The sequence below is a fragment of the Bradyrhizobium sp. C-145 genome (assembly GCF_023375135.1).
In the GTDB taxonomy this organism is placed as follows: domain Bacteria; phylum Pseudomonadota; class Alphaproteobacteria; order Rhizobiales; family Xanthobacteraceae; genus Bradyrhizobium; species Bradyrhizobium zhanjiangense.
This window is the reverse complement of the sequence record NZ_CP088150.1, coordinates 2,404,299-2,427,669: the sequence shown is the minus strand read 5'-3', so window position 1 is coordinate 2,427,669 and position 23,371 is coordinate 2,404,299. Positions and strand designations below refer to the sequence as shown.

Annotated in this window: 23 protein-coding genes; 10 read left to right on the top strand and 13 right to left on the bottom strand. The window is 64.1% G+C overall.

Annotated features, from left to right (window positions below; translation table 11 throughout):
* The 4 genes from LRP30_RS11180 to fabI form a co-directional block, all read right to left on the bottom strand.
* On the bottom strand, positions 1 to 1,191 hold the full coding sequence (locus tag LRP30_RS11180) for an adenylate/guanylate cyclase domain-containing protein (RefSeq protein WP_249760331.1): 1,191 nt from the start codon (positions 1,189 to 1,191) through the stop codon (positions 1 to 3).
* Positions 1,192 to 1,253: 62 nt separating this feature from the next.
* Positions 1,254 to 2,342, bottom strand: a complete 1,089-nt coding sequence (gene aroC, locus LRP30_RS11175; RefSeq protein WP_249760330.1) for a chorismate synthase — start codon at positions 2,340 to 2,342, stop codon at positions 1,254 to 1,256.
* Positions 2,343 to 2,466: 124 nt separating this feature from the next.
* A complete protein-coding gene (locus LRP30_RS11170; protein WP_249760329.1) occupies positions 2,467 to 3,066 on the bottom strand; it encodes a histidine phosphatase family protein in 600 nt (199 codons plus the stop codon).
* Between the two features lie 72 nt (positions 3,067 to 3,138).
* Positions 3,139 to 3,948: an enoyl-ACP reductase FabI gene (gene fabI, locus LRP30_RS11165; protein ID WP_128935306.1), complete on the bottom strand. Its 810-nt coding sequence runs from the start codon at positions 3,946 to 3,948 to the stop codon at positions 3,139 to 3,141.
* 171 nt (positions 3,949 to 4,119) lie between these two features.
* Here fabI and LRP30_RS11160 point away from each other — a divergent pair, with 171 nt between their 5' ends.
* A complete protein-coding gene (locus LRP30_RS11160; protein WP_091893603.1) occupies positions 4,120 to 4,608 on the top strand; it encodes a sigma-70 family RNA polymerase sigma factor in 489 nt (162 codons plus the stop codon).
* A 103-nt stretch (positions 4,609 to 4,711) separates the two neighbouring features.
* Positions 4,712 to 5,482: an anti-sigma factor gene (locus LRP30_RS11155; RefSeq protein ID WP_249760328.1), complete on the top strand. Its 771-nt coding sequence runs from the start codon at positions 4,712 to 4,714 to the stop codon at positions 5,480 to 5,482.
* A 322-nt stretch (positions 5,483 to 5,804) separates the two neighbouring features.
* Here LRP30_RS11155 and LRP30_RS11150 read toward each other — a convergent pair whose 3' ends face one another.
* Together LRP30_RS11150 and LRP30_RS11145 are read right to left on the bottom strand one after the other, a co-directional pair.
* A complete protein-coding gene (locus tag LRP30_RS11150) occupies positions 5,805 to 6,770 on the bottom strand; it encodes a J domain-containing protein (protein WP_128935308.1) in 966 nt (321 codons plus the stop codon).
* 106 nt (positions 6,771 to 6,876) lie between these two features.
* Positions 6,877 to 7,284, bottom strand: coding sequence for an RT0821/Lpp0805 family surface protein (locus LRP30_RS11145; protein WP_164934631.1), 408 nt, complete (start codon positions 7,282 to 7,284; stop codon positions 6,877 to 6,879).
* A 113-nt stretch (positions 7,285 to 7,397) separates the two neighbouring features.
* On the opposite strand from LRP30_RS11145, the gene pdxH reads away from it, so the two are divergent.
* The 4 genes from pdxH to LRP30_RS11125 all read left to right on the top strand — a co-directional run bounded on the left by pdxH (position 7,398) and on the right by LRP30_RS11125 (position 10,604).
* Entirely contained in the window at positions 7,398 to 8,039 is a 642-nt protein-coding gene (gene pdxH / locus LRP30_RS11140) for a pyridoxamine 5'-phosphate oxidase (protein WP_128935310.1), read from the top strand.
* 28 nt (positions 8,040 to 8,067) lie between these two features.
* Positions 8,068 to 8,820 carry an SDR family oxidoreductase gene (locus LRP30_RS11135; protein WP_128935311.1) on the top strand — a complete coding sequence of 251 codons (753 nt, stop codon included), beginning with the start codon at positions 8,068 to 8,070 and terminating at the stop codon, positions 8,818 to 8,820.
* A gap of 900 nt (positions 8,821 to 9,720) precedes the next feature.
* Entirely contained in the window at positions 9,721 to 9,942 is a 222-nt protein-coding gene (locus LRP30_RS11130; protein WP_249760327.1) for a hypothetical protein, read from the top strand.
* A 278-nt stretch (positions 9,943 to 10,220) separates the two neighbouring features.
* Positions 10,221 to 10,604 carry a hypothetical protein gene (locus LRP30_RS11125; protein WP_249760326.1) on the top strand — a complete coding sequence of 128 codons (384 nt, stop codon included), beginning with the start codon at positions 10,221 to 10,223 and terminating at the stop codon, positions 10,602 to 10,604.
* 344 nt (positions 10,605 to 10,948) lie between these two features.
* Here LRP30_RS11125 and LRP30_RS11120 read toward each other — a convergent pair whose 3' ends face one another.
* Together LRP30_RS11120 and LRP30_RS11115 are read right to left on the bottom strand one after the other, a co-directional pair.
* The gene (locus tag LRP30_RS11120) at positions 10,949 to 11,167 is read right to left on the bottom strand and encodes a hypothetical protein (protein WP_249760325.1); all 219 of its coding nucleotides are present in this window, start codon (positions 11,165 to 11,167) and stop codon (positions 10,949 to 10,951) included.
* A gap of 206 nt (positions 11,168 to 11,373) precedes the next feature.
* Positions 11,374 to 12,351: a magnesium transporter CorA family protein gene (locus tag LRP30_RS11115; RefSeq protein ID WP_128935313.1), complete on the bottom strand. Its 978-nt coding sequence runs from the start codon at positions 12,349 to 12,351 to the stop codon at positions 11,374 to 11,376.
* Between the two features lie 337 nt (positions 12,352 to 12,688).
* Here LRP30_RS11115 and LRP30_RS11110 point away from each other — a divergent pair, with 337 nt between their 5' ends.
* Positions 12,689 to 13,375, top strand: a complete 687-nt coding sequence (locus tag LRP30_RS11110; RefSeq protein ID WP_128935314.1) for a L,D-transpeptidase — start codon at positions 12,689 to 12,691, stop codon at positions 13,373 to 13,375.
* A 36-nt stretch (positions 13,376 to 13,411) separates the two neighbouring features.
* On the opposite strand, the gene LRP30_RS11105 is transcribed toward LRP30_RS11110, so the two are convergent.
* Positions 13,412 to 14,497, bottom strand: coding sequence for an extensin family protein (locus LRP30_RS11105; RefSeq protein WP_249760324.1), 1,086 nt, complete (start codon positions 14,495 to 14,497; stop codon positions 13,412 to 13,414).
* Positions 14,498 to 14,562: 65 nt separating this feature from the next.
* Here LRP30_RS11105 and LRP30_RS11100 point away from each other — a divergent pair, with 65 nt between their 5' ends.
* Positions 14,563 to 16,191, top strand: a complete 1,629-nt coding sequence (locus LRP30_RS11100; protein ID WP_128935316.1) for a fatty-acid--CoA ligase — start codon at positions 14,563 to 14,565, stop codon at positions 16,189 to 16,191.
* A 130-nt stretch (positions 16,192 to 16,321) separates the two neighbouring features.
* Positions 16,322 to 17,176: a DUF1499 domain-containing protein gene (locus tag LRP30_RS11095; RefSeq protein ID WP_128935317.1), complete on the top strand. Its 855-nt coding sequence runs from the start codon at positions 16,322 to 16,324 to the stop codon at positions 17,174 to 17,176.
* 119 nt (positions 17,177 to 17,295) lie between these two features.
* On the opposite strand, the gene LRP30_RS11090 is transcribed toward LRP30_RS11095, so the two are convergent.
* From LRP30_RS11090 to LRP30_RS11075, 4 genes are all read right to left on the bottom strand, one after another.
* Positions 17,296 to 18,219, bottom strand: coding sequence for an MBL fold metallo-hydrolase (locus tag LRP30_RS11090; RefSeq protein ID WP_128935318.1), 924 nt, complete (start codon positions 18,217 to 18,219; stop codon positions 17,296 to 17,298).
* A gap of 184 nt (positions 18,220 to 18,403) precedes the next feature.
* The gene (locus tag LRP30_RS11085) at positions 18,404 to 19,618 is read right to left on the bottom strand and encodes an acyl-CoA dehydrogenase (protein ID WP_091892433.1); all 1,215 of its coding nucleotides are present in this window, start codon (positions 19,616 to 19,618) and stop codon (positions 18,404 to 18,406) included.
* A 141-nt stretch (positions 19,619 to 19,759) separates the two neighbouring features.
* The gene (ribB, locus tag LRP30_RS11080) at positions 19,760 to 20,836 is read right to left on the bottom strand and encodes a 3,4-dihydroxy-2-butanone-4-phosphate synthase (protein WP_091892435.1); all 1,077 of its coding nucleotides are present in this window, start codon (positions 20,834 to 20,836) and stop codon (positions 19,760 to 19,762) included.
* 176 nt (positions 20,837 to 21,012) lie between these two features.
* Entirely contained in the window at positions 21,013 to 22,743 is a 1,731-nt protein-coding gene (locus LRP30_RS11075) for a cation:proton antiporter (protein WP_128935319.1), read from the bottom strand.
* Between the two features lie 67 nt (positions 22,744 to 22,810).
* Here LRP30_RS11075 and LRP30_RS11070 point away from each other — a divergent pair, with 67 nt between their 5' ends.
* The gene (locus tag LRP30_RS11070) at positions 22,811 to 23,338 is read left to right on the top strand and encodes a DUF3124 domain-containing protein (protein WP_249760323.1); all 528 of its coding nucleotides are present in this window, start codon (positions 22,811 to 22,813) and stop codon (positions 23,336 to 23,338) included.
* The last annotated feature ends 33 nt before the right edge of the window (positions 23,339 to 23,371 follow it).

Sequence of the window (23,371 nt, the reverse complement as noted above, 5' to 3'; positions counted from 1 at the left end):
TCAGCCCACCAGCGCATGCGTTTCTTCCGCCAGCCCGTACACGCGCTGTGCCTTGGAAAATCCTGCGATCGGAAATTCGCCGAGCTCGTGCCAGTCGTGGTGGCAGACATTGGCAAAACCTTCCGAAGCCACGACGGTCCGCCCCAGCCGCCCCGTGATCTTCTCCAGCCGGGCCGCGAGATTGACGGCGGGGCCGATGCAGGTGAAGTCCAGCCGGTTACCGCCCCCGATATTGCCGTAGAGGATGTTGCCGATGTGCAGCGCGACGCCAAAGCGGAAGCGCTCGACGACATCGCCGACCGGAAACGCGAGTTGCTCCACGCTGGCGCGCGATTCACGCGCCGCCTCCAGCACGCGCGCGCAGACATGGGCGGCATCGCCAACATATTCATCGATCGGAAACACTGCGAGCAGGCCGTCGCCCATGAATTTCAGCACCTCGCCGCCATGACCCCTGATCGCGGTGACCTGGCAGTCAAAATAATGGTTGAGGATTGCCACCACCGTCTCGGCCGGCAGCCGGTCCGACAGCGCGGTGAAGCCGCGCAGGTCCGAGAGCCAGATCACCGCCTGCATGGTGTCGGTGTGGCCACGGCGGATCTGGCCGCCGAGAATGCGTGCGCCAGCGCGGTTGCCGACATAGGTGTCGAGCAGCATCTCGGCGGTGCGTCGCAGGCTGATGATCTCGCTGACGCGCGCGAGCGGCGCTATGATGCTTCGGATCGCCGCGATGTCGTTGTCGCTGAACCCGCCGGGATGCTGCGTGATCCAGCTCGTGGCGTGGATGGAGCCATCGAGAAAAGGCACCGGCACGGCAATATAGTCGGTCGCGCCTTCGGCGCGCATGTCGTCGAGGAACGGAAATCGCTTGCTGTCGGGATCGCTCGCGCGTCCCCTGACCTCCACCCCCTGCTCGAACACGATGCGGAGCGGGCTGCGGGCGAATTCGGGCGTCTCCAGGATCTCGAAATCGACGCTGCCGATTTCGACCTCCCCACCCTGCCGCCAGATGAAATTGCGGCCGAAGATTTCCGGATGCAGCGTGCGGATGAAGATGCCGAACCGCCACAGCGGCAGGCCGGCCGCGACCAGACGTTCGCAGAAATCGGCGATCATCTCGGCCGGCTCTAGCGACGACCAGGCACCGCCGATCAGCCAGTTGCAGATGCGCTGGAGCTCGGAGCTGTTCATGCCCGCATTTGCGGACGAAGTTGTGGGCCCGTCAAGCTGCGCGGTGGGCTAGTACCGCGACACTAACGTCCCACCTGCCCGCGATCGCGCAGGAAGTGATCGGCCAGCACGCAGGCCATCATGGCCTCACCTACGGGGACGGCGCGGATGCCGACGCAGGGGTCATGGCGGCCCTTCGTGACGATCTCGGTATCAGTGCCCTTGCGATCGACGGTGCGGCGCGGCTGGAGGATCGATGAGGTCGGCTTCACCGCAAAACGCACCACCACCGGCTGTCCGGTGGAGATGCCGCCCAGAACGCCGCCGGCATGGTTGGAGAGAAAGCGCGTGCCGTCATTGCCGGTGCGCATCTCGTCGGCGTTCTCTTCGCCGGTCAATTCGGCCGCGCCAAATCCGGCGCCGATCTCGACGCCCTTCACCGCGTTGATGGTCATCATCGCGGCCGCCAGATCGGAATCGAGCTTGGCGTAGATCGGCGCGCCAAGGCCCGCTGGCACGCCTTCGGCGACGATTTCGATCACCGCACCGATCGAGGAGCCGCTCTTGCGGATGCCGTCGAGATAAGTCTCGAAGAACGCGGCCTTATCCTTGTCGGGACAGAAGAACGGATTCTTGGCGATCTCGTCCCAGTCCCACTTATCGCGGTCGATCTTGTGCGGACCGATCTGCACCAGTGCGCCGCGCACCTTGACGTCGGGCAGCACTTTTCGCGCGATCGCGCCGGCGGCAACGCGCGTGGCGGTCTCGCGCGCCGAGGAGCGCCCGCCGCCGCGATAGTCGCGCAGGCCGTACTTGGCCTCATAGGTGAAGTCGGCATGACCGGGGCGAAACTTGTCCTTGATCTCGGAATAGTCCTTCGAGCGCTGGTCGGTGTTCTCGATCAGGAGCCCGATCGGGGTGCCCGTCGTCACCTGCACGCCGGTCTCCGGATGCGCCATCACGCCGGACAGGATTTTCACCTGGTCCGGCTCCTGGCGCTGGGTGGTGAAGCGCGACTGGCCGGGCCGACGGCGGTCGAGATCGCCCTGGATGTCGGCCTCGGTGAGCGGGATCATGGGCGGACAGCCGTCGACCACGCAGCCGATCGCCACGCCGTGGCTCTCGCCGAAGGTGGTGACGCGGAACATGTGGCCGAAGGTGTTGAAGGACATCCGTCTCTACTCGTCAGTCAGTTCTGACTTGTGGTGGTAACGCGGGGGAACACCCGGGTCAAACACACACTCGGTCATTCCGGGGCGATGCGAAACATCAAACCCGCAATGACCGCGTTCCAGGCTAACTAAACTTCTCCAGCCGGCGGTCGCGGAACACGTAGACGGCGCCTTGCTCGATATAGAGCTCGGCGGCACCGGCGGGGGTCTCAATGCCCAAAGCCACCATCAGGGCCCGGCAGGTGCCGCCATGGGCGACCGCGACGGTATCGACCAGAAGCGACTCGTACCAATCGAGCATGCGCAGCTGCACGGCCGCATAGGTCTCGCCGCCGATTGGCGCGACAGTCCATTTGTCGGCGAGGCGCCTTGCATAGATCTCGGGATCGGAGGCCTCGCTTTCGGCCAGTGTCAGCCCCTCCCAGGTGCCGTAGCCGATCTCCCGCAGGCGGTCGTCGAGCGAATAATCGGCAAGCGGCAGTTCAAGCTTGCGGCGCACCAGTTCCATGGTCTGGCGCGCACGCCCGAGCGGGCTCGACACGTAGGGCAGCGCCGCCTTGTCCTTGCTGTCGCGCCTGAACAGATCGGCCAGAATACCGGCCGCGTGCACGGCCTGCCCGCGGCCGCGTGCATTCAGCGGAATGTCCTGGGCGCCCTGGAGCCGCCCGAGCGCGTTCCACTCAGTCTCGCCGTGGCGCAGGAAGTAGATCGTGGGCACGGGCATGCGGTTCGAAGGCTAGTCTTGTTCGAGCATGATCTTACCGGAAAACCGGTTCCCACTTTTCCGGATCATGCTCTACCCGCCGAGTGAGATATCCGGCGCGTCCGGGCGCTTCATGCCGAGCACGTGATAGCCGGAATCGACGTGGTGCACCTCGCCGGTCACGCCGCGCGACAAGTCGGAGAGGAAATACAGCGCGCTGCCGCCGACGTCTTCGGTCGACACGTTGCGACGCATCGGCGCGTTGTATTCGTTCCACTTCAGGATATAGCGGAAATCGCCGATGCCCGAGGCGGCGAGCGTCTTGATCGGACCTGCCGAGATCGCGTTGACGCGGATGTTCTTCTCGCCGAGATCGGCGGCGAGATAGCGCACGCTGGCTTCCAGCGCGGCTTTCGCCACGCCCATGACGTTGTAATGCGGCATCCATTTCTCGGCGCCGTAATAGGAGAGCGTGATGAGCGAGCCGCCGTCGGTCATCAGCTTCTCGGCGCGCTGCGCCACAGCGGTGAACGAGTAGCACGAGATCAGCATCGACTTCGAGAAGTTCTCCTGCGTGGTGTCGACGTAGCGGCCGTCGAGCTGCTCGCCATAGGCGATTGCGTGCACCAGGAAGTCGATCTTACCCCACTTCTCCTTCAGCACCGCGAAGGCGGCGTCGATGGTCGCGGCATCCGTGACGTCGCAATGGCCGAGCACGAGACCGCCGACCTCCGCGGCGAGCGGCTCGACGCGCTTCTTCAGCGCATCGCCCTGATAGGTGAAGGCGAGCTCGGCACCGGCCGCGCGGCATGCCTTGGCGATGCCCCAGGCGATCGATCGGTTGTTGGCAACGCCGAGGATCACGCCCCGTTTGCCCTGCATCAGACCTGAATTCTGCGCCATTTTTTCAACGTCCCATCGAGCGGGTTAAGGTCTGGAGGTACACCAGCCCTCCTTCGCGGTACAGTCCTAATACGCGGCGTTAACGCTGTTTCGAGCGCCGGAATAGCCGTTTCATTCGGGTGTTATGATCGTTGTGGCGCTCGCGCCGAACACCGGGACGTGAAAACCGCAATGAATGCGTTTCGCCAGAGTGTGGAAACCATGATCCCGGCGTTGCGCCGCTATGCCCGCGCACTCACGCGCGATGCGGATGCGGCCGACGATCTGGTACAGGATACGTTGGTACGCGCGCTGCGTTCTGAGCGTCTGTTCCTCGGGGGCGACGTCAGGAGCTGGCTCTACACGATCCTGACCAACCTCAACAAGAACCGGCGGCGCTCACTGGCCAGGCGGCCGCAATTCATGCCGCTGACGGAGAACAACCCGGATGCCAGCGGGACCGAGGCCGAAGGGCGCGACATCGAGAAGGCGCTGGCGACGCTGGTCGAGGAGCAGCGTTCGGTGCTGCTGCTGGTGATGCTGGAGGGCATGAGCTATCGCGAGGTCGCCGACATTCAGGGCGTGCCGATCGGCACCGTGATGTCGCGCCTGGCGCGCGCCCGCGCCCACGTCAAAGCCTCGCTGGAGGGCGCGCGCCCGGCGCTCAGGCGGGTGAAATGATGGCAGGGCTGATGCATTGCGTGTTGTCCGCCCACATGCCGATGGAGCGGGCGACGTTAAGCCACGAAGGACATTTTGGGCCGCAGAGCCAGAGACGACCGATATGAACGACCGCAACATTCCGATCACCGAAGACGAGCTGCACGCCTATGTCGACGGCGAGCTGCCGGCCGAACGTCGCGCCGACGTCGAGGCCTGGCTTGCCGCCCATCCTGACGAGGCCGAGCGTGTGCAATCCTGGCGCGTCATGGCTGAGATGCTGCACGCCCGCTACGACGCCGTCGCCCAGGAGCCGGTGCCGGCACGGCTGGAACTCGAGCGGCTGGAGCGACGCCCCCGGCAATGGCTCTATGGCGCCGCCGCGGCTGTGCTGGTTGCTTTCGTCGCCGGCGGCACGGCCGGCTGGGTCGCGCATGGCGCCGCCAACGCGCCCTCGACCTTCCAGAGCTTCACAGCCGACGCGCTCGACGCCCACCGTCTCTACGTCGTCGAGGTCCGCCACCCCGTCGAGGTCGGCGGCAACGAGCGTGACCATCTCCAGGCCTGGCTGACCCGGCGCTGCGGCTGGACCGTGTTCGCGCCGAACCTGGAGGTGAGCGGGCTGAAGCTCGTCGGCGGCCGGCTCTTGCCGGGGCCGAAAGGTCCCGCGTCGTTCCTGATGTATGAGGGCGCCTCAGGCGAGCGGTACACGATCTACACCGCCAAGACCGAGAATGGTGCGACGCAGATGCGCTACGCCAAAACGGACAAGGACGGGGCGCTGTTCTGGGCCGAGCGCGGCGTCGGTTACGTCGTCAGCGGCGGCGCCGACCGCGACCGGCTGACCAAGGTGGCGCAGGCCGTTTACGACCAGGCAGAGAAGCACGGCACCTAGACAACCCCTGCAAGCGCGATGCCTCGATTCCGACATCGAAAATTTGGAATCAGGACATCGGCGCGTCTCAGAATCGCACCGGATGATCACGCGAAAATGAGCAGCGTTCGATCCGCCGATCGACGCAGGCGGCCTCGATTGGGGTTTTTGGTACCGCGCTGGTCCCCCTCTCGAGGCCGCACCTTCTTATCGGCTGCCCCGCCGGACAGTCGACGCGCCTCAAACGTCAGCGTTGAAGCGCGACCGCGCTTCAGGCGTATGTTGAGCATCATCCTTTCGGGAAGAGAATGCTCCGATCGTCGAGGCGGCCTCGGATAGCGCCCTAGCCGAGCCCGCTACGCGGATTGTAGGGATGTTGGTCCCGCCACTTTTCCATCAATGTCTCAAGCTCGGCATCGTTCCCGTCCGGTAGCATAATCCTGATGACGACGAAGAGGTCTCCGGCTCCGCCGGCCTTCGGCAGCCCCTTGCCCTTGAGGCGGAAGGTTCGGCCGCTGGATGTGTTTTTAGGGACCGAGAGCTCCACAGCATTGCCGAGGGTGGGGACGCGGACCTTGCCGCCGAGCACCGCCTCGTAGAGCGTGACCGGCAGATCGATCCGCAAGTCCGTGCCCTCGACCTTGAAGTGGGGGTGGGGCGCGATGTTGATGGTGATCAGGAGATCGCCGGGCGGATGGCCCTGCGCACTCTCGCCCTGGCCCCTCAGCCGGATCTGCTGGCCTTCGGCGACGCCGGCCGGAATCTTGACGTTCAGCTCCTTGCCCGTGGGCAGCCGGACGCGTTTCTCGCCGCCCTTGACCGCCTCTTCCAGAGAGACGGACATGGCAACGTTCACGTCGAGATCGAGCCCGATCCCGCCGGTGTCGAAGTCGAACTGGGCGCCGCCGCCGGCCCCGGGCCGCGCGCCACGCATCCCACCGCCGAACATGCTGTTGAGGATATCCTCGAACGCGCCGCCGCCCGGGCTGGCACCCGCACCGCCGCTCCGGAACGTATAGCTCTCGAACCCGCCGGGGCCCGCGCGCCCGCGCGGCCCGCCGCCCCCCGGAAAGCCCTGGAAGCGCGGCTTGCCCTCGGCGTCGATCTCGCCGCGGTCGAACTGCTTGCGCTTGTCCTCGTCGCCGAGAATCTCGTTGGCCGAGTTGATCTCGGCGAAGCGCTCGGCGGCCTTCGGGTCACCCTTGTTGCTGTCGGGATGATGCTTCTTGGCAAGCTTGCGATAGGCGCTCTTGATGGCGGCAGCGTTGGCGCTCCGCGGCACCCCCAAGACCTCATAGGGGTCGCGCATCCGTCACGTCTCCTTCACGGAATCGAATTGTTCAAAGGGCTCCCCGCCCCACCTGCGGATCATGTGGGGAGAGAGTGGCATTTTTGCAACTAGGGCCCGCCGGATCCTAGCTCCGCCACGGCTTTAGCGTATGAATCTCCCAACGGCCACGGCTGCTTTGGCAGCCGGCGCCCTGGAGCCAGCTTTCGGTATTGCCGTTGACGTAGCTCGCCAGAAAGTCGCGGCACTTGCGGCCGTCCTCCGCGGCATAGGATTGGGCGATCGGGGTGACCGAGCCCCGCGCCCCGGTCTCCGGATTCTCCCAGTGCTGGCTGGAATCCTTGTCGCCCTTGCTGAGGACGTCGGAGGCGGCGTTGCGGGCGAAGGCGAGATCGGTCTCGGTCGGCGGGGCGTCCTTCGCCGGCCGCGCGATCGATCCGGTCAGGTCGCTGTCGTCGGCCTTGGCATAGGCACTGCTGTCGTTGCGCGAAAAGCTGCAACCGCCGGCACCAAGCCCGATTAGAATCATCGTCATGACGAAGCCGGACGGACGGATCACCGATAGGCCAACGCGTCCCCATGCCCTATATAGGGCGGTAGCGGACAATAGCGCGTTTTGGGCCGCGGGACGCAACTCGGACTCCAGACATGACCGACACGACATCGATGAAACACCAGACACCCTTAACATCCGGTGATTTCACCGCCGCCGACGAGCCATTTGCGTTGTTCGAGTCCTGGCTGAACGAGGCGATCAAGAGCGAGCCGAACGATCCGAACGCAATGGCGCTCGCGACCGTCGACCCGGACGGGCTTCCGGACGTGCGCATGGTGCTGATGAAGGGTTTCGATACCGAGGGTTTCGTCTTCTACAGCCACATCGCCAGCCAGAAGGGCCGCGAACTCGCCGCAAATCCTAAGGCAGCATTACTTTTTCACTGGAAGTCGCTGCGCCGTCAGGTCCGCATCCGCGGCAACGTGACGCCGGTGACCGACGCCGAGGCCGATGCCTATTTCGCCACCCGCCCCAAGCAGGCCCAGATCGGCGCCTGGGCGAGCAAGCAATCCGAGGCGCTGGAGAGCCGCTTCGCCTTCGAGCAGGCCATCGCCAAAGTCGCGGCCAAATACGTCATCGGCGAGGTGCCGCGGCCGCCGGGCTGGAGCGGCTGGCGCATCACGCCGGTGCGCATCGAGTTCTGGCACGACCGCCCATTCCGCCTGCACGACCGCATCGAATTTCGCCGTGACGCGGCCGGCCAGAAGTGGTCCAAGACGCGGATGTATCCTTGAGCCTTGTGGGCCGACCTGAAAGATGTCCATGCCGCATTCGTCCAATGTGCCGCGTCGTACGCTGCTCCTGACCGGAGCCAGCCGCGGCATCGGCCACGCCACCGTGATCCGTTTCTCCTCGGCCGGCTGGCGCGTCATCACCTGCTCACGGCATGCCTTCCCGGAGGACTGCCCGTGGGATGCAGGCCCCGAGGACCATATCCAGGTCGACCTCGGCGATCCCGTGGATACGGCGCGCGCGATCTCCGAGATCCGCCGCCGGCTCGAGGGCGGCACGCTGCATGCGCTGGTCAACAACGCCGCGATCTCGCCGAAGGGCGCGGGCGGCGCGCGGCTCGGCTCGGTCGACACCGATCTCGACACCTGGACGCATGTCTTCAACGTCAACTTCTTCGCGCCGATCATGATGGCGCGCGGGCTGATCGAGGAATTGAAGGCGGCCAGGGGATCGGTCGTGAACGTCACCTCGATCGCAGGCTCGCGCGTGCATCCCTTCGCGGGCGCCGCCTACGCGACGTCCAAAGCCGCGCTCGCCGCGCTGACGCGCGAAATGGCTTCCGACTTCGGCCGCATCGGCGTGCGCGTCAACGCGATCGCGCCCGGCGAGATCGACACCTCGATCCTCTCGCCCGGCACCGAGAAGATCGTCGAGCAGCAAATCCCGATGCATCGCCTCGGCACGCCCGACGAGGTCGCCAAGATCATCTACGTGCTGTGCACGGACACGAGCTCCTACGTCAACGGCGCCGAGATCCACATCAACGGCGGCCAGCACGTTTGATCCGCTCTCGTCGCTGCGCGGCAATGACGGAGCAATGGGCGATCTCGTCGGCAACCAACCCGCCTCTCAGACACGCGTTCGCATTCTCGCGGCGTCTTTCGCCCGAGCTTTGCTTCATCTCTCCACCCTCGAAGCCAAGAGGGCGCAGGGAAGGCCGGGTGCTGACCTGGCACCCGCGGTCCGCTGCGCGAAAAGCACACGCAGGAAGAACCGCACAGCAGCATACAGGTGTAGCCAATCACTCGGCCTTCCCTGCGCGATGGTCGGACGGCGTATGCCGCGCTCTCCCGGGAGCCGAGTTCCTTCTGGCCTCCCTCACGCCTGCGAAAGTCACCGGCACCGCGCCGGTTGACGCGATTGCCGCATCCGCAAGAGCTTGACCGTAGCAACGACGGCCAGGACCACACGGTTTTGCCGTACGCACGGCCCGCCATTTCGCCGCAGTTTTCCCAGCCCTGTCGACGGAGCCGGAAACTTACAGGCGAGACGAACCTGACAGCGCCGTCCGTCCGCACGAAGCCCTGGGCTCACGGAGAGCAATCCGCCCTGCCCTGGCTGTTCGCGCCCGACGCTGCTGCGTCCACCGCAAGCCCGGCTCGCGAAACATGACGACCACATGATCGCCCCTCAAGGATGAGCCGGGATGGGCGACACATACGACAAATCCGAATTTCGGTAAAGCGGAATATTTTTGCACCAGCCTCTTGACAGCGATTGTTGCCGTCGCGCGATGTTTTGCAGGACGGACAAACGTGACCATTTTTGGACACGCTCAATTCAGCAGAATTTTTAGCGTTGCATGTCTTCTTGTTTACAACCTCCTAGGGCCGCGGCTAGGTACGCCCGGAGGTGGTGGAGGACGGCTGATGCCTTTCCCGGTGCCTCTTATGTGAGGAAGCTATGCTGTGTGTTTTGCAGATCGTGGGCCGGTCGCTTGAGACCGGCATTGCTAACCAGCTGACCGTTCCCTTCTATCGAAAGGAAGTATCGGATGATGGGCGCGAGCAGTTGTTCTACGATGTCGCTGATGCATCGAGCCGTACTGAGCTTATGAGACAAATCAAGCAGTTCATCGCCGAAAAATCGGGAGGGCTTTGCATACGCGCTTCAGCACCCAGGTGAAGTAGAAGCCCCGAATCTCGACGTTGGAATCATCATGGATGGACCGCCGGTAAAAGGCGCGACATTCGACGGCGAACTCATTGCAATGCTTGCAGAGTTCGGCATCACAGTTTCGGTTTCAGCTTATCAAGCTTCGCCAAGAGAAGAATAGGCGGTGCAAGTGCCCTCAATCGGCGCCTGCCAATGATGCCTTCAACTGCGGACAATAGTAACAGCGCTCGTCCTCCCCTTGGAGAGTTGACGAAGGCCTCCCCATGCCACTCATGTAGGAGCATCCAATGCTTTGTGTTTTGCAAGTCGAAGGACACAATCTGGAGAATGCCATATCCCAGCATTTCGCCGCGTCGTTCTATCGCAAGGATGTCTCGAGGGACGGGCGTGACCTGCTGTTCTACGACGTCGCCGACGCGTCGAATAGATCAGAGCTATCGCTGCATATTCGGCAGTTCATCGACGAGAATAAAGCGGCGCTCGCATATGCGCTTCAGCATCCTGAAGACGTCGAAATGATGAACCTGGATATCGGCATCGTGATGGACGGACCGCTGTCAAAGTCGATAAGTCTCGATCGCGCGCTTGTTGCAGAATTGGGCAGATACGGGATCTCGGTGTCGGTCTCCGCCTATCAGGGAGAAATTGTCCTGAGCGATGACCAACGTTGACAGACCGCATTCGATGGCAAGCCGATTGCAATGCTTGCAGAGTTCGGCATCACAGTTTCGATTTCAGCTTATCAAGCTTCGCCAAGCGAAGAATAGGCGATGCAATTGCGGCGACAGTCCACGAATTGCGGTGAACGGCCCCCTCAATCGGCGCCTGCCAATTTGAGTGTGCTGCGCGACGTCGGAGAGCATCTCGCTTCGTCCGGCCGCGACGGCGCCATCGCCGAGACCATCGTCTCGACGGCGCATATCGTGAAGCGCTAGCTGATTTGCCGAAAGACGGAAGCTAGGCGATCCAGACAACGCCGCCGCAAGACCTGGATCGCCCGCCTTCCTTCCGTTCCTCAATCGAGTCGAATCCGACGCGACCGTTCGCGCAGCCGCGGAGCGGCGGCGTTCAATGCAGTCGAGCAGTCGTCGTCGTTTTCGCCGTCGAGCAGCGGAGCACCACAGTGCCGGCACAGGCGTGCCGACGACGACGGCGCCTTGCCGCTCGTCACGACCTGACGATAGTTCGCCAGATCGATGACGTTGCGGGGCGTCGTTATGTGTTTTTCAACCATGGCTGTTCCTCGCGGCTAACACGCTGCTTATCGCAGACAAGTTTCGCGCAAACGTTCAGCCCACCGCTCAAATTTTACCGGAGGAATTGGGGCACAGAGCACACATCACGGCACCGCCGCAATCCCGCTCTATTCTGCGACACGATCGACCGTGTCTTTGCGAACCGCGTAAGGTCTCGGTAGCTATTTTCCGAGAGCGCGGGAGATCAGAGCCACTTCTTCCACTTGAAGATCCAGTACGGGACGATCGCTGCCACCAGCATCATCACCAGCGCCATCGGATAGCCGTGGATCCATTCGAGTTCCGGCATCACCTTGAAGTTCATGCCGTAGATCGAGGCGATCAGCGTCGGCGGCATCAGGACAACAGCCATGACCGAGAACAGCTTGATGATGTTGTTCTGCTCGAGATTGACGACGCCGAGCATGGCGTCGAGCACGAAGGTGATCTTGTTGGAGAGATAGGAGGCGTGATCGGTCAGCGAGGCCACGTCGCGCTGCATGGTCTTGAGCTGCTCGCGCATGTCCTTCGACCATTTCACGCCTTCGACCACTGCGGACAAGAAGGTCACGACGCGGCCGATCGACACCAGGCTCTCCCGAACCTTCGACGTCAGATCGCCCTTGCGGCCGATCGAGATCAGGATCTGGGAATATTGCTTGGCGTGGCCGTGGCGCTCACTCTCGGGCTCGAAGATGTCGTGCGAGACCTGGTCGATCTCGGCGCCGCAGCGCTCCAGAATGTCGGCGCAGCGGTCGATCACGGCGTCCAGGAGTTCCATCAGCACCATCTCGCCGGTGATGGAAGGCGTGCAGGAGCGACCGAGCTTGGCCTCGACCAGGGCGAACGGCTTCGGCAAATCGTAGCGGACCGTCACCAGGCGGTGGTCGCCGAGGATGAAGGTCACCGCCGTGGTCCGGGGCATGTCGGTATCGGAGTGGCACATCAGCGTCGCGGTCATGTAGCGCGCGCCGTTCTCGATATAGAGCCGGCTTGAGATCTCGATCTCCTGCATATCTTCCCGGGTCGGGATGGCGATGCCCGCCAGCCGCTCCACCGCCTTGTCCTCGGCCGCGCTCGGGTTGACGAGGTCGATCCAGACCGCGCTCTCCGGCAGCGCGGTGAGATCTTCGATGACGGCCTTCTTGAGGGAGGCCTCGGAGGGAACAAACACCGAAAACATGACAGCTCCAGAGAACCTGCGACAGAATGACAGCCCTTAGCCCGATTCTGACAAGTTCACGATGACAACCGGATTAACGAAGCGTTGGTATTTATGGCGGGGTCGCGGCTCAACTGTGGCGCGGAATCGACAGTTCGGAGCCGCCTGCCGCAAAATCCACACAGCGCCGCAAAACTTGCGGCAGAAAAGCCACAGCTGGGGTCTTGCAGCGCGGGATAAAGGCTTCAGTGCTGGAATTGTGGCAGATTTCAACGATAATGGGATTAACGGAGTCGAGGAACTTGGGCGCTAAGCTCAGGCCTTCCGCACGGTATTGTTTCGATTGGAACCACAAACCATGTCGTCGCTGAAAGTTAAATTGGGGATCTTGGCCGCCGGCCTGATGCTGTCGGGCTGCATGCAGGCCACGCATTATGAGGCGACCGACACCAAAGCCTTCAAGCCGAAGGACAAGGAACTCCTCGCCAAGGTCCGGTACGAAAACACCCCCGTCGCCGAGCCGTTCCGCCGCGCCATCGTTGAGTATCACCGCAAGGAATCGCCGGGCTCGATCGTGGTCGATTCCGACAACCACTACCTCTATTACGTCCTGGAGGGCGGCAAGGCGATCCGCTACGGAATCACCGTCGGCGAAGAGGCCATGGCCTGGTCCGGCATTGCCAAGGTCGGCAGCATGACCGAATGGCCGGCCTGGCATCCGACGCCGGGCGAGATTTCGCGCCTGGGCGTGCCGACTTATGTCGCGCCGGGTCCGGATAATCCGATGGGTTCCCGCGCCATGTACCTCTATTCGGGCGGCAAGGACACGCTGTTCCGCATCCACGGCACCAACCAGCCAGAATATATCGGCGCCTCGATCTCGTCGGGCTGCATCCGCCTGACCAACGAGGACGCGATCGACCTCTACAACCGCGTCAAGGTCGGCACTATCGTCGTGGTGCTCGAGCCGAAGCATGGCGACTCGCCGTATAATTCGCGCCTGGCGCTCGGCAGCAGCCAAACCGGCCAGGCCGGCAGCTACTGATCGCATCCTGATCTCTGACATCCAAAAGCGCCGGTCTTACCGGCGCTTTTTTGTTGCCGGCTTGTGCGACCGGGCTTTGCTGCCATCAGCAGACGGCTTGTCCGCAGGCGCAGGGGGATTCTCCGCCGTCCCTTCGTCGGCGTCCTCCTTCGCGTCGGGCTTGGCCGCGACCTCGCGCGGCGGAGCCCCCTCGGGGCGCTCCGCCGGCAACAGCGGGGCGACCTGCGGCAGGGGATCCCAGACGTTCCACTGGCAGATCCGGTAGTCATTGCGCCGCTGCGCCAAATCGAGGTGGATGTGGTCCTCGTGGTACCAGTCCGAACCCGGGCCGAGCACGGTGGAGAAGCGCGCGCACACCGAATGCAGCACACGCTCGCGCACGTCGCGCGACATGGTGCGGTCGGTCAGGCCGATCGACTGCCCGTTGGCGAGCTTGATGGCGCGGACGTCGAGAGCGTTGGCCTTGCCGTGCTCGGACAGCATCGCGCCGACGACGCGGTTGCGGCCGCGACACTCGAAGCTGTCGAAATTGTCGAGGTCGCTGATGGTCGAGCCGAGGCTCGCAGCCAGCGGCACCATGTCCTTGCGCACCCAATCGGCGACCGCGGACGCCATGGTGCAGCGGAGGATCGCCGCCGGCTTGACCGCCACCTTACGCTTGTCCGGCAGCACGATGGCCTCTAACCGCACCAGATCCTCACCGCCGCAGGCGCCGGGGCCGCGGATATCCGGAATGGACGGCGCGATCGCGATCTCCTCGGTCAGCGCCAGCCGGCAGGCCGAGGCCTGCTTCTCGGGCGGCGGCGCGGCCTCGGCGGGCTTGTCGGCGCTTGGCTCGTCCTCGGATGGCTTGCCTTCTGGCTCCGGCGCCCCCTCGTCCGACGCCTTGGGGGCCTGTTCGGGGCGCGGTTTTGGCAGTGGAATCTTGGCGTGACGAACGGCTGCGCGCGGTCGTGGTGTACCAAGGCCGAAGATATCCCATGGCGCAGGATATTTCCGCGCCTCAGCCCTCTCGGCGAACACAAGCGACAGCGCGAGCGCGGCGGTAACCATTGCCGCCCCGGTGGACATATAGCCGCGACAAGACCATTTGCGGCGAAAGTCCGGCAGGCTAAAACTCATCACAATTGTTTGGCCCAAGGCTGAGAGCGATAACGCGCCCAGCGACTTCTCGGAGGAACGTCAGAATGCTCGGTTTGATGCAAGATTGGCCCCTGCTCTGCCACCGGATCATCGAACACGCCGCCAGAATTCATGGCAAGCAGGAGGTGGTCACACGCTCGGTCGAGGGGCCGATCCATCGCACCAACTACGCCGAGATCCACCAGCGCGCGCTCAAGGTCTCGCAGATGCTGGAGCGCGACGGCATCAAGCTCGGCGACCGTGTCGCAACGATCGCCTGGAACACCTGGCGCCATCTCGAGGTGTGGTACGGCATCATGGGGATCGGCGCCATCTGCCATACCGTCAATCCCCGCCTTTTCCCCGAGCAGATCGCCTGGATCATCAACCATGCGCAGGACCGCATCGTGATGACCGACATCACCTTCGTTCCGATCCTGGAGAAGATCGCCGACAAACTTCCGAGCGTGGAACGCTATGTCGTGCTCACCGACAAGGCGCATATGCCGGAAACCACGCTGAAGAATGTGGTCGCCTACGAGGACTGGATTGCGCAGGCCGACGGCAAATTCAAATGGAAGGACTTTGACGAGAACACGGCAGCCGCGATGTGCTACACGTCGGGCACGACGGGCGACCCGAAGGGTGTGCTGTATTCGCATCGCTCCAACGTGCTGCACGCGCTGATGGCCAACAATGTCGACGCGCTCGGCACCAGCGCCTCCGAGACGATGCTGCCGGTGGTGCCGCTGTTCCACGCCAACAGCTGGGGCATCGCCTTCTCCGCGCCTTCGCAGGGCACCAAGCTGGTGATGCCCGGCGCCAAGCTCGACGGCGCCTCGGTCTACGAACTGCTCTCGACCGAGAAGGTGACACACACTGCGGGCGTGCCGACGGTGTGGCTGATGCTGCTCCAGCACATGGCCGCCAACAATCTGAAGCTGCCCGACCTGAAGATGGTGATCTGCGGCGGCTCGGCGATGCCGCGCTCGATGATCAAGGCCTTCCTCGACATGGGCTCGAACGTCCGTCACGCCTGGGGGATGACCGAGATGAGCCCGATCGGCACCGTCGCGGCGCTGAAGCCGCCGTTCCAGAACGCGACCGGCGACGCCAGGCTCGACGTGCTCCAGATGCAGGGCTATGCGCCGTTCGCGGTGCAGATGAAGATCACCGACGATGCCGGCAAGGAGCTGCCCTGGGACGGCAAGACCTTCGGCCGCCTCAAGGTGGCCGGCCCAGCCGTCGCCAAGGCCTATTACCGGCTCGACGCCAACATCCTCGACGAGGAAGGTTTCTTCGACACCGGCGACGTCTCGACCATCGACGAGGACGGCTACATGCGGATCACCGACCGCTCCAAGGACGTGATCAAGTCCGGCGGCGAGTGGATCTCCTCGATCGATCTCGAAAACCTCGCAGTCGGCCATCCGGCCGTGGCCGAAGCCGCCGTGATCGGCGTGTTCCACCCGAAATGGGATGAGCGGCCGCTCCTGATCGTGCACCTCAAGCAGGGCCAGCAGGCCACGCGCGAGGACATCCTGAAGTTCATGGACGGCAAGATCGCCAAGTGGTGGATGCCCGACGATGTCGTCTTCGTCGAGGGCATTCCGCACACCGCGACGGGCAAGATCCTGAAGACGGAGTTGCGCGACCAGTTCAAGGATTACCGCTTCCCGAACGCGGCGGCGTAAGACGGTGCCACCCTCCCCTGGAGGGGGAGGGTGAACGACCCTTGAATTTGCCCTCGGGCCGTGGTCTCAACGGCGCATAGCCGCGCCAGATCGGCCGGCGTCGTCCGCAACACCCGGCAGAGCTCACCCGATGGCCCGCAGGTTTTCCGCTCCCTATCAGTCGGAGCCCGTGTCCAGCCTCGCGAGCTGGGCGCGTAATCTGGCCGTGTTCGCGGTGGTGGCGGTGGTGGTCTCGATCATCATCGTCCGCTTCGACTTCCTGGAGATGAAACCGGCGCTGATGGCCTTCTTCGGCGGGCTCGCGATTGCCGGCCTCTCGATCCTGTTCGGGCTCGCCGGCTTTGCCGCGATCTGGCAGAACGGCTCGCGCGGCATGGCGCGCATCCTGCTCGCTTTCCTGATCGATGCGCTGATCCTCGCCTATCCCACCTATCTCGCCCTGCAATATCGTAAGCTGCCGGCGATCCACGACATCACCACCAACCCGATCGACCCGCCGCGCTTCGACGCGCTGGCGCCCATACGCACCGGCGATGGCACCAACACCGCGGTCTATGCCGGTCTCTATTCGGCCGAGCAGCAGCGCCAGTTTTACCCCGACATCGAGCCGATCGAGCTGGAGATCCCGGCTGACCGCGCCTATGCGATCGCGCGCCAGCTCGTCACCAAGCGCAAATGGCTCGTCATCGACGAGCGTGCGCCGCAGCCGCCGCGCCGTATCGGTCGCATCGAGGCGGTGGCGCGCACGCCGATCATGGGGTTCCGCGAGGACATCTCGATCCGGGTCGTGCCTGATGGCGATGATTCCCGCGTCGATATCCGCTCCGCCTCGCGCTATTTCGAGAGCGACCTCGGCAGCAACGCTGCCCGCGTCAAGAAATTCATTGATGATCTCAACACCGCCGCCGATGCCGATGCGCTCAAGCCGGTGAAGAAGACGCCGGTCGCGCCGCCAAAGGCGCCGGCAAAGACGGTGAAGAAGTAGCGGCTGTCATTCCGGGGCGGTCCGCAGCATCGAACCCGGAATCCATCGGGCCGCAGCGTCGGTGGATGAATGGATTCCGGGTTCGATGCTGCGCATCGCCCCGGAACGACAGTGGGACACTAGGCGCTAGCCATCCGATACGTTCCGCCGATCACGGGATCGCCATCCGTCGCGACCACGCCGCGTGCGACCAGGTCTTCCAGATGCGCCAGCACGGAGTAGCCAGCGGCGGTCGTCAGCCTGGGATCGATCCCGATATAGATCGCGCGCACCATGGTCGGGATGTCGGCCTCGCCCTTGGCGAGGCGATGCAGGATCGAAGCCTCGCGCGCCTTGCGATGACGGATCAGGAAACGCACGAAGCGCGGACCGTCCGGAATCTCCGGGCCATGGCCGGAGAAGTAGAGGTCCTCCTCGCGGGACGCGAGGCGGTCCAGCGACTCCATATAGTCGATCATCGAGCCGTCGGGCGGCGCCACGATCGATGTCGACCAGCCCATGACGTGATCACCGACGAAGTTGAATTTTCGCTCGGGCCAGGCAAAGGCGAGATGGTTTGCGGTGTGGCCGGGCGTTGCCACCGCCTCGATCCGCCAGCCGGCGCCTTCGACGACGTCGCCATGGGCGATCCTGACATCGGGCGCGAAATCGCGATCGGCGCCGGATTCCGGATTGTGCTTCTCGCTCTCGAAGCGCGGGCGCGAGGCCCGGTGCGGGCCTTCGGCATAAACAAGCGCGCCGGTCGCCTGCTTGAGCCGCGCGGTGTTCGGCGAATGGTCGCGGTGGGTGTGGGTGACGAAGATATGGCTCACCGTCTCACCGCGCACGGCATCGAGCAGCGCTGCCGCATGCGCCGCATCGTCCGGGCCGGGGTCGATGATTGCGACATTGCCGGTGCCGACGATGTAGCTGACCGTACCGGTGAAGGTGAACGGGCTCGGATTGTTACAGAGCACGCGCCGCACGCCGGGGCGGACTTCCTCGACGATTCCGGGCTTCAGCGGAAAGTTGCGGTTGAACGGGACGTCGTCATTGTCGGACATGGGACTTCCTGTGCGTACCGCCACACTCTTCGTCGTCCCCCGCGAAAGCGGGGTATTCAGTACGCCGCGGCGCCTGTGACGAAGGCGAGGTCTCTGGGATACCGGATCGCCCGCCCCAGTGCGCATTGCGCACAAGGCGGGCGATGACAGCTCAGCAAAACAACCGCCACGGAATGCGTGACGACTAGAAGAACGCCTGAATGCCCGTGATCGCGCGGCCCAGGATCAGGGCGTGGACGTCGTGGGTGCCCTCATAGGTGTTGACCGTCTCGAGGTTATGGACGTGGCGCATCACGTGATACTCGATCGAGATGCCGTTGCCGCCGTGCATGTCGCGGGCGGTGCGGGCGATGTCGAGCGCCTTGCCGCAATTGTTGCGCTTCATGATCGAGATCATCTCGGGCGCGAACTTGCCCTCGTCCATCAGGCGGCCGACACGAAGCGAGCCCTGCAGGCCCAGCGCGATCTCGGTCTCCATGTCGGCGAGCTTCTTCTGCACCAGCTGGGTCGCGGCGAGCGGCTTGCCGAACTGCTTGCGGTCGAGCGTATACTGGCGGGCGCGGTGCATGCAGTCCTCCGCGGCCCCTAACGCACCCCAGGAGATGCCGTAACGGGCGCGGTTGAGACAGCCGAACGGGCCCTTCAGGCCGGAGACGTTGGGCAGCAGCGCGTCCTCGGGAACCACCACACCGTCCATCACGACCTCGCCGGTAATGGAGGCGCGAAGCGACAGCTTGCCGCCGATCTTCGGCGCGGAGAGGCCCTTCATGCCCTTCTCCAGCACGAAGCCGCGGATCTGGTTGTCGTGCGCCGCCGACTTGGCCCAGACCACGAACACATCGGCGATCGGCGCGTTCGAGATCCACATCTTGCTGCCGGTGAGGCGATAGCCGTCCGAAACCTTTTCTGCGCGGGTCTTCATGCCGGCCGGGTCGGAGCCGGCGTCGGGCTCGGTCAGGCCGAAGCAGCCGACCCACTCGCCGCTGGCGAGCTTCGGCAGGTACTTCTTGCGCTGGTTCTCGTCGCCATAGGCATAGATCGGATACATCACCAGCGAGGACTGCACCGAGTTCATCGAGCGATAGCCGGAATCGACCCGCTCGATCTCGCGCGCGACGAGGCCATAGGCGACGTAGCTCGCATTGGCACAGCCATATTCCTCGGGCAGCGTGATGCCGATCAGGCCGAGCTCACCCATTTCGTTGAAGATCTCGCGATCCGTCTTCTCTTCGAGATAGGCCTGGGAGACACGTGGCAGCAGCTTGTCCTGGGCGTAGGCGCGAGCGGTGTCGCGCACCATGCGCTCGTCTTCGGTGAGCTGCTCGTCGAGCAGGAACGGATCGTCCCACTGGAAAGAAGCCGCAGCCGGCTTGTCCTTGGCCTGAGGGCGCACGCTCATGAAACGTCCTTTCGCGTCTGGTTCCGTCATAAATTGCCCGACAAATTAAAGCGCCGCGGCAACAAGTGCAATTGCATCCTGGTTTCGGTCATTCCGGGGCGAGGCGAAGCGTCGAACATCTCCTCGCCTCTACACTGCGTGTCAGCTTTCGAGCTGCTCGTTGGCGACGATCTCGATGCCGAAGCCCGACAGGCCTTTGTAGTCGTGCACCGAAGAGGTGAGGTGCCGGATCGAGGTGACGCCAAGATCGCGCAGGATCTGCGCGCCAACGCCGACCTCGCGCCACTGGCGGTTGCGGTCGGCTTCCGTGGACGTCTCGTCCGGCAGCGGCTCCACGGGCACACCGGCTGCGCCATCACGCAGGTAGACCAGCACGCCTCGGCCGGATTTCTTGAAATGCTCGAGCACCGCCGCCATGCGCTTGTGGCCGGTGAAAGCGTCCTTGACGATGTTCGGCTTGTGAAAGCGCGTCAGCACGTTCTTGCCGTCACCGACGCCATTGTAGACGAAGGCGACGTGGGCGATGGAATCGAACGGCGAGCGATAGGCATAGCCCTGCAAGGGCCCGATCGGGCTCTCGGTGACGAAGGTCGAGACCCGCTCGATCAGCTTCTCGCGCCCCTGGCGGTAAGCGATCATGTCCGCGATGGTGACGTGCTTGAGCTTGTGCTCGGCGGCGAAGCGGGCGACTTGCTCGCCCTTCATCACGCTGCCGTCGTCGTTCATGAGCTCGCTGATGACGCCGACCGGCGGCAGGCCGGAGAGCTTGCAGAGGTCGACCGCGGCCTCGGTATGGCCGGAGCGCAGCAGCACGCCGCCATCCTTGGCGATCAGCGGGAAGATGTGGCCCGGGCGGGCGAAGTCGTTGGCGCCGACATTGGGATTGGACAGCGCCCGGCAGCACGAGGCGCGCTCCTCGGCGGAGATGCCGGTGCCGCCGTCGGGCTTGTAGTCGATCGAGACCGTGAATGCCGTGGTGTGCGCGGAATCGTTGTGGGCGACCATCGGGTCGAGCCGCAGGCGGCGCGCGTCCTCCGTGGTCACGGGCGCGCAGACGATGCCGGAGGTGTGGCGGATGATGAACGCCATCTTCTCGGCGGTGCAGAGCGAGGCAGCGACGATCAGATCGCCCTCGCCCTCGCGATCCTCATCATCGGTGACGACGACGAGCTCGCCCCGGGCAAAGGCCTGCAAGACTTCCTGAATGCTATCGGGCATTTCCCAATCTCTATCGGTTATGGCCGGGAGGCTTAGCCGGACTTGAGCCGGGGCGCTAGTCTTCCCAGCGCAACCACATATGCCAGACGGCAGGCCTGCCAGGGTGGTTCAGGCTTGCACCGAAGACACCAGGGATATAGGCACCGACCGCCGGAAAGGAAGGCGGCCGGGCGCGGTCACGGCAGCACTTCGCGCCGCTCGCCGAGCCTCTGATCGAGCTCGGCGCGCTTGTCGGCCAGAAGGCCGGCCTGGGCGGCTTCGATCACCGTGAACAGCTCGTGGGCGTCGCTGAGCCGGGTCACGGTGACATAGCTGGCGCCGGCCTCGTAGAGCTCGCTGACATCGGCCAGGAGGTCGGCGGTCGCCACGATCAGGGCGGTGGGGTTGAGCGCGCGGACGTGGCGGACCAGCTTCTCGTTGGTGGCGCCCTTCAGCAGCGAATCCGGCACGCTGAGAATGATCATCTCGGACTTGCCGACGCCGGCATGGAGCAGCGTGTCGACATTGCTGATGTCGCCATAGATCACGTGCAGGCCGCGCGAGAGCAGGGTCTGGTACACATTGGGGTTGAAATCGACCACCGTGATCTGCTCCAGCAGCACCGGGGCCTGCCGTTCGATCTCGGCCAAAAGCGCGCTCGCCGCACGGAAAAAGCCGAGGATGACGATGCGGCGGGCCTCGCCATGGCCGCCCCCATGGGCCTCCTCGGCATGCCCGCTGCCATGATCGAGGTCGCGCAGGCCGATCCGCTTCAGGGGGCCGATCATCCAGCGGGTGATCTCGTCACTGCGCGTCATCACGAAGGTCGAGAGCACGGCCAGCACCACGAAGGCGAAGGAGGCCGCGTTCGCCGTCTCCGGCGCGATATGGTGGTCGGCGATGCCGGTCTGGATCACCACCAGGGAGAACTCGGAGATCTGGGCGAGGTTGAGGGCCGGCAACAGGCTCGCGCGAAGCCCCTGCTTCATCAGGTAGAGTGGGATGAAGGTGGTGATGAGGCGGCTCACCACGGTAAACGCCGCGATCATCAAGGCCAGCCCGATGACGGAGAGACCGGGCACGGGAATGGTCATGCCGAGCGCGACGAAGAACAGCGTGATGAAGAAGTCGCGGAGCGTCGTGACCTTGGCGGTGACGTCGAGCGCGTAAGGAAAGGTCGAGAGCGAGACGCCGGCGATCAGCGCGCCCATCTCGCGCGACAGCGACAGCCGCTCCGCAGTTTCGGCGACGAGGAAGCACCAGGCGAGCGCGCCGAGCAGGATCAGCTCAGGGCGGCGTGCGATCTGGTGGAACAGGCGTGGCAGCACGTAGCGGCTGACCAGAAGCGCGGCGGCGACCAGCACCGCGACGCGGCCGATCGAGAGCAGTATGACGCTGACTTGCAGATTGGCCAGGCTCGGCTGCACCGCCAGGAACAGGATGGCGAAGATATCCTGGAGCACCAGCACGCCGAGGGTGATGCGGCCCGGCAGCGTGTCGAGCTCGCGCTTCTCGTAGAGCACCTTGACGATGATGACGGTGCTCGACAACGCGCAGGCGACGCAGAGATAGACCGCATCGAAATGCCCGCCGCCGAGCGACAGGCCGATGCCGACGAAGAACAAGACCCCGAGCAGGCAGCCCCCGAGCAGCTGGCCGCCCGCCGCGAACAGGATCACCTTTCCCGCCCGCACGATCTTCTTCAGATCGATCTCCAGCCCGATCATGAACAGCATGAAGATCAGGCCGAGCTCGGAGATGACGCTGATCGATTCCTGCGATTTGACCCAGCCGGCGCCGAATGGACCTATGCAGAAGCCGGCGATAAGGTAGGCCAGGATCAGGGGTTGCCGGGAGAAATGGGCAAGCAGGCCCAGCATCCAGGCAAACAGAATACAGAGAGTGATGTCGCGAATGAGCTCGTGCATGCCAAATTGGTCCGTTTTGCCGCACCCTAGAGACGGGTTGCGGTGCGGCAAGCGAGCAATTCGTCACATGCGGAAAGGGCTCCTCGCGGCAATGCTGCTATGCCCCCTCGCCTACGCCGCGCCCGCCGCCGCGCAATCCAAGGTCAGTATCGAACAGAACTTTGCTGATTCGCTAACCGCGCTGCCGAAGGAAGAACTCGCCGTCTCCGGCGGGTTCTACGTGCCCGCCTATTCCAGCGTCGCGATGAGCCAGGGCAAGCTGCGTGTCGACTTCTCGGTGACGCTGAGCGTGCACAACGCCTCCGAGACCCGGCCGCTGGTGGTCAAACGCATCGCCTATTTCGACACCGCAGGCAAGCAAGTCGAGAGCTATCTGAAGGCGCCGGTCGCCTTGAGGCCGCTCGCCACCGTGTCGATCTTCATTCCGACCGACGACGTCCGCGGCGGGACCGGAGCCAATTTTCTCGTCGACTGGGCCGCAACAAGCGAGATCGCCGAGCCTGTGGTCGAGGCCTTGATGGTTGGCGGCGTCGCCAATGCGCATTACGCTTTCATCAGCCAGGGACGTCCGACCCGGACGGCCAGCAAGAAGTAAGACAGGCCGGTGCAACGCCGGCCACCAACAAGA

Bases quoted from the DNA above. Each gene is read 5' to 3' on its own strand.
- LRP30_RS11180 (WP_249760331.1), bottom strand. From the start codon at position 1,191: ATGAACAGCTCCGAGCTCCAGCGCATCTGCAACTGGCTGATCGGCGGT.
- LRP30_RS11095 (WP_128935317.1), top strand. From the start codon at position 16,322: ATGGCCCGCAGGTTTTCCGCTCCCTATCAGTCGGAGCCCGTGTCCAGC.
- LRP30_RS11070 (WP_249760323.1), top strand. From the start codon at position 22,811: ATGCGGAAAGGGCTCCTCGCGGCAATGCTGCTATGCCCCCTCGCCTAC.
- LRP30_RS11135 (WP_128935311.1), top strand. From the start codon at position 8,068: ATGCCGCATTCGTCCAATGTGCCGCGTCGTACGCTGCTCCTGACCGGA.
- LRP30_RS11110 (WP_128935314.1), top strand. From the start codon at position 12,689: ATGTCGTCGCTGAAAGTTAAATTGGGGATCTTGGCCGCCGGCCTGATG.
- aroC (WP_249760330.1), bottom strand. From the start codon at position 2,342: ATGTCCTTCAACACCTTCGGCCACATGTTCCGCGTCACCACCTTCGGC.
- LRP30_RS11155 (WP_249760328.1), top strand. From the start codon at position 4,712: ATGAACGACCGCAACATTCCGATCACCGAAGACGAGCTGCACGCCTAT.
- LRP30_RS11150 (WP_128935308.1), bottom strand. From the start codon at position 6,770: ATGCGCGACCCCTATGAGGTCTTGGGGGTGCCGCGGAGCGCCAACGCT.
- LRP30_RS11090 (WP_128935318.1), bottom strand. From the start codon at position 18,219: ATGTCCGACAATGACGACGTCCCGTTCAACCGCAACTTTCCGCTGAAG.
- pdxH (WP_128935310.1), top strand. From the start codon at position 7,398: ATGACCGACACGACATCGATGAAACACCAGACACCCTTAACATCCGGT.
- LRP30_RS11075 (WP_128935319.1), bottom strand. From the start codon at position 22,743: ATGCACGAGCTCATTCGCGACATCACTCTCTGTATTCTGTTTGCCTGG.
- fabI (WP_128935306.1), bottom strand. From the start codon at position 3,948: ATGGCGCAGAATTCAGGTCTGATGCAGGGCAAACGGGGCGTGATCCTC.
- LRP30_RS11120 (WP_249760325.1), bottom strand. From the start codon at position 11,167: ATGGTTGAAAAACACATAACGACGCCCCGCAACGTCATCGATCTGGCG.
- LRP30_RS11170 (WP_249760329.1), bottom strand. From the start codon at position 3,066: ATGCCCGTGCCCACGATCTACTTCCTGCGCCACGGCGAGACTGAGTGG.
- LRP30_RS11100 (WP_128935316.1), top strand. From the start codon at position 14,563: ATGCTCGGTTTGATGCAAGATTGGCCCCTGCTCTGCCACCGGATCATC.
- LRP30_RS11105 (WP_249760324.1), bottom strand. From the start codon at position 14,497: ATGAGTTTTAGCCTGCCGGACTTTCGCCGCAAATGGTCTTGTCGCGGC.
- LRP30_RS11130 (WP_249760327.1), top strand. From the start codon at position 9,721: ATGCTGTGTGTTTTGCAGATCGTGGGCCGGTCGCTTGAGACCGGCATT.
- LRP30_RS11085 (WP_091892433.1), bottom strand. From the start codon at position 19,618: ATGAGCGTGCGCCCTCAGGCCAAGGACAAGCCGGCTGCGGCTTCTTTC.
- LRP30_RS11125 (WP_249760326.1), top strand. From the start codon at position 10,221: ATGCTTTGTGTTTTGCAAGTCGAAGGACACAATCTGGAGAATGCCATA.
- LRP30_RS11145 (WP_164934631.1), bottom strand. From the start codon at position 7,284: ATGACGATGATTCTAATCGGGCTTGGTGCCGGCGGTTGCAGCTTTTCG.
- LRP30_RS11160 (WP_091893603.1), top strand. From the start codon at position 4,120: ATGAATGCGTTTCGCCAGAGTGTGGAAACCATGATCCCGGCGTTGCGC.
- LRP30_RS11115 (WP_128935313.1), bottom strand. From the start codon at position 12,351: ATGTTTTCGGTGTTTGTTCCCTCCGAGGCCTCCCTCAAGAAGGCCGTC.
- ribB (WP_091892435.1), bottom strand. From the start codon at position 20,836: ATGCCCGATAGCATTCAGGAAGTCTTGCAGGCCTTTGCCCGGGGCGAG.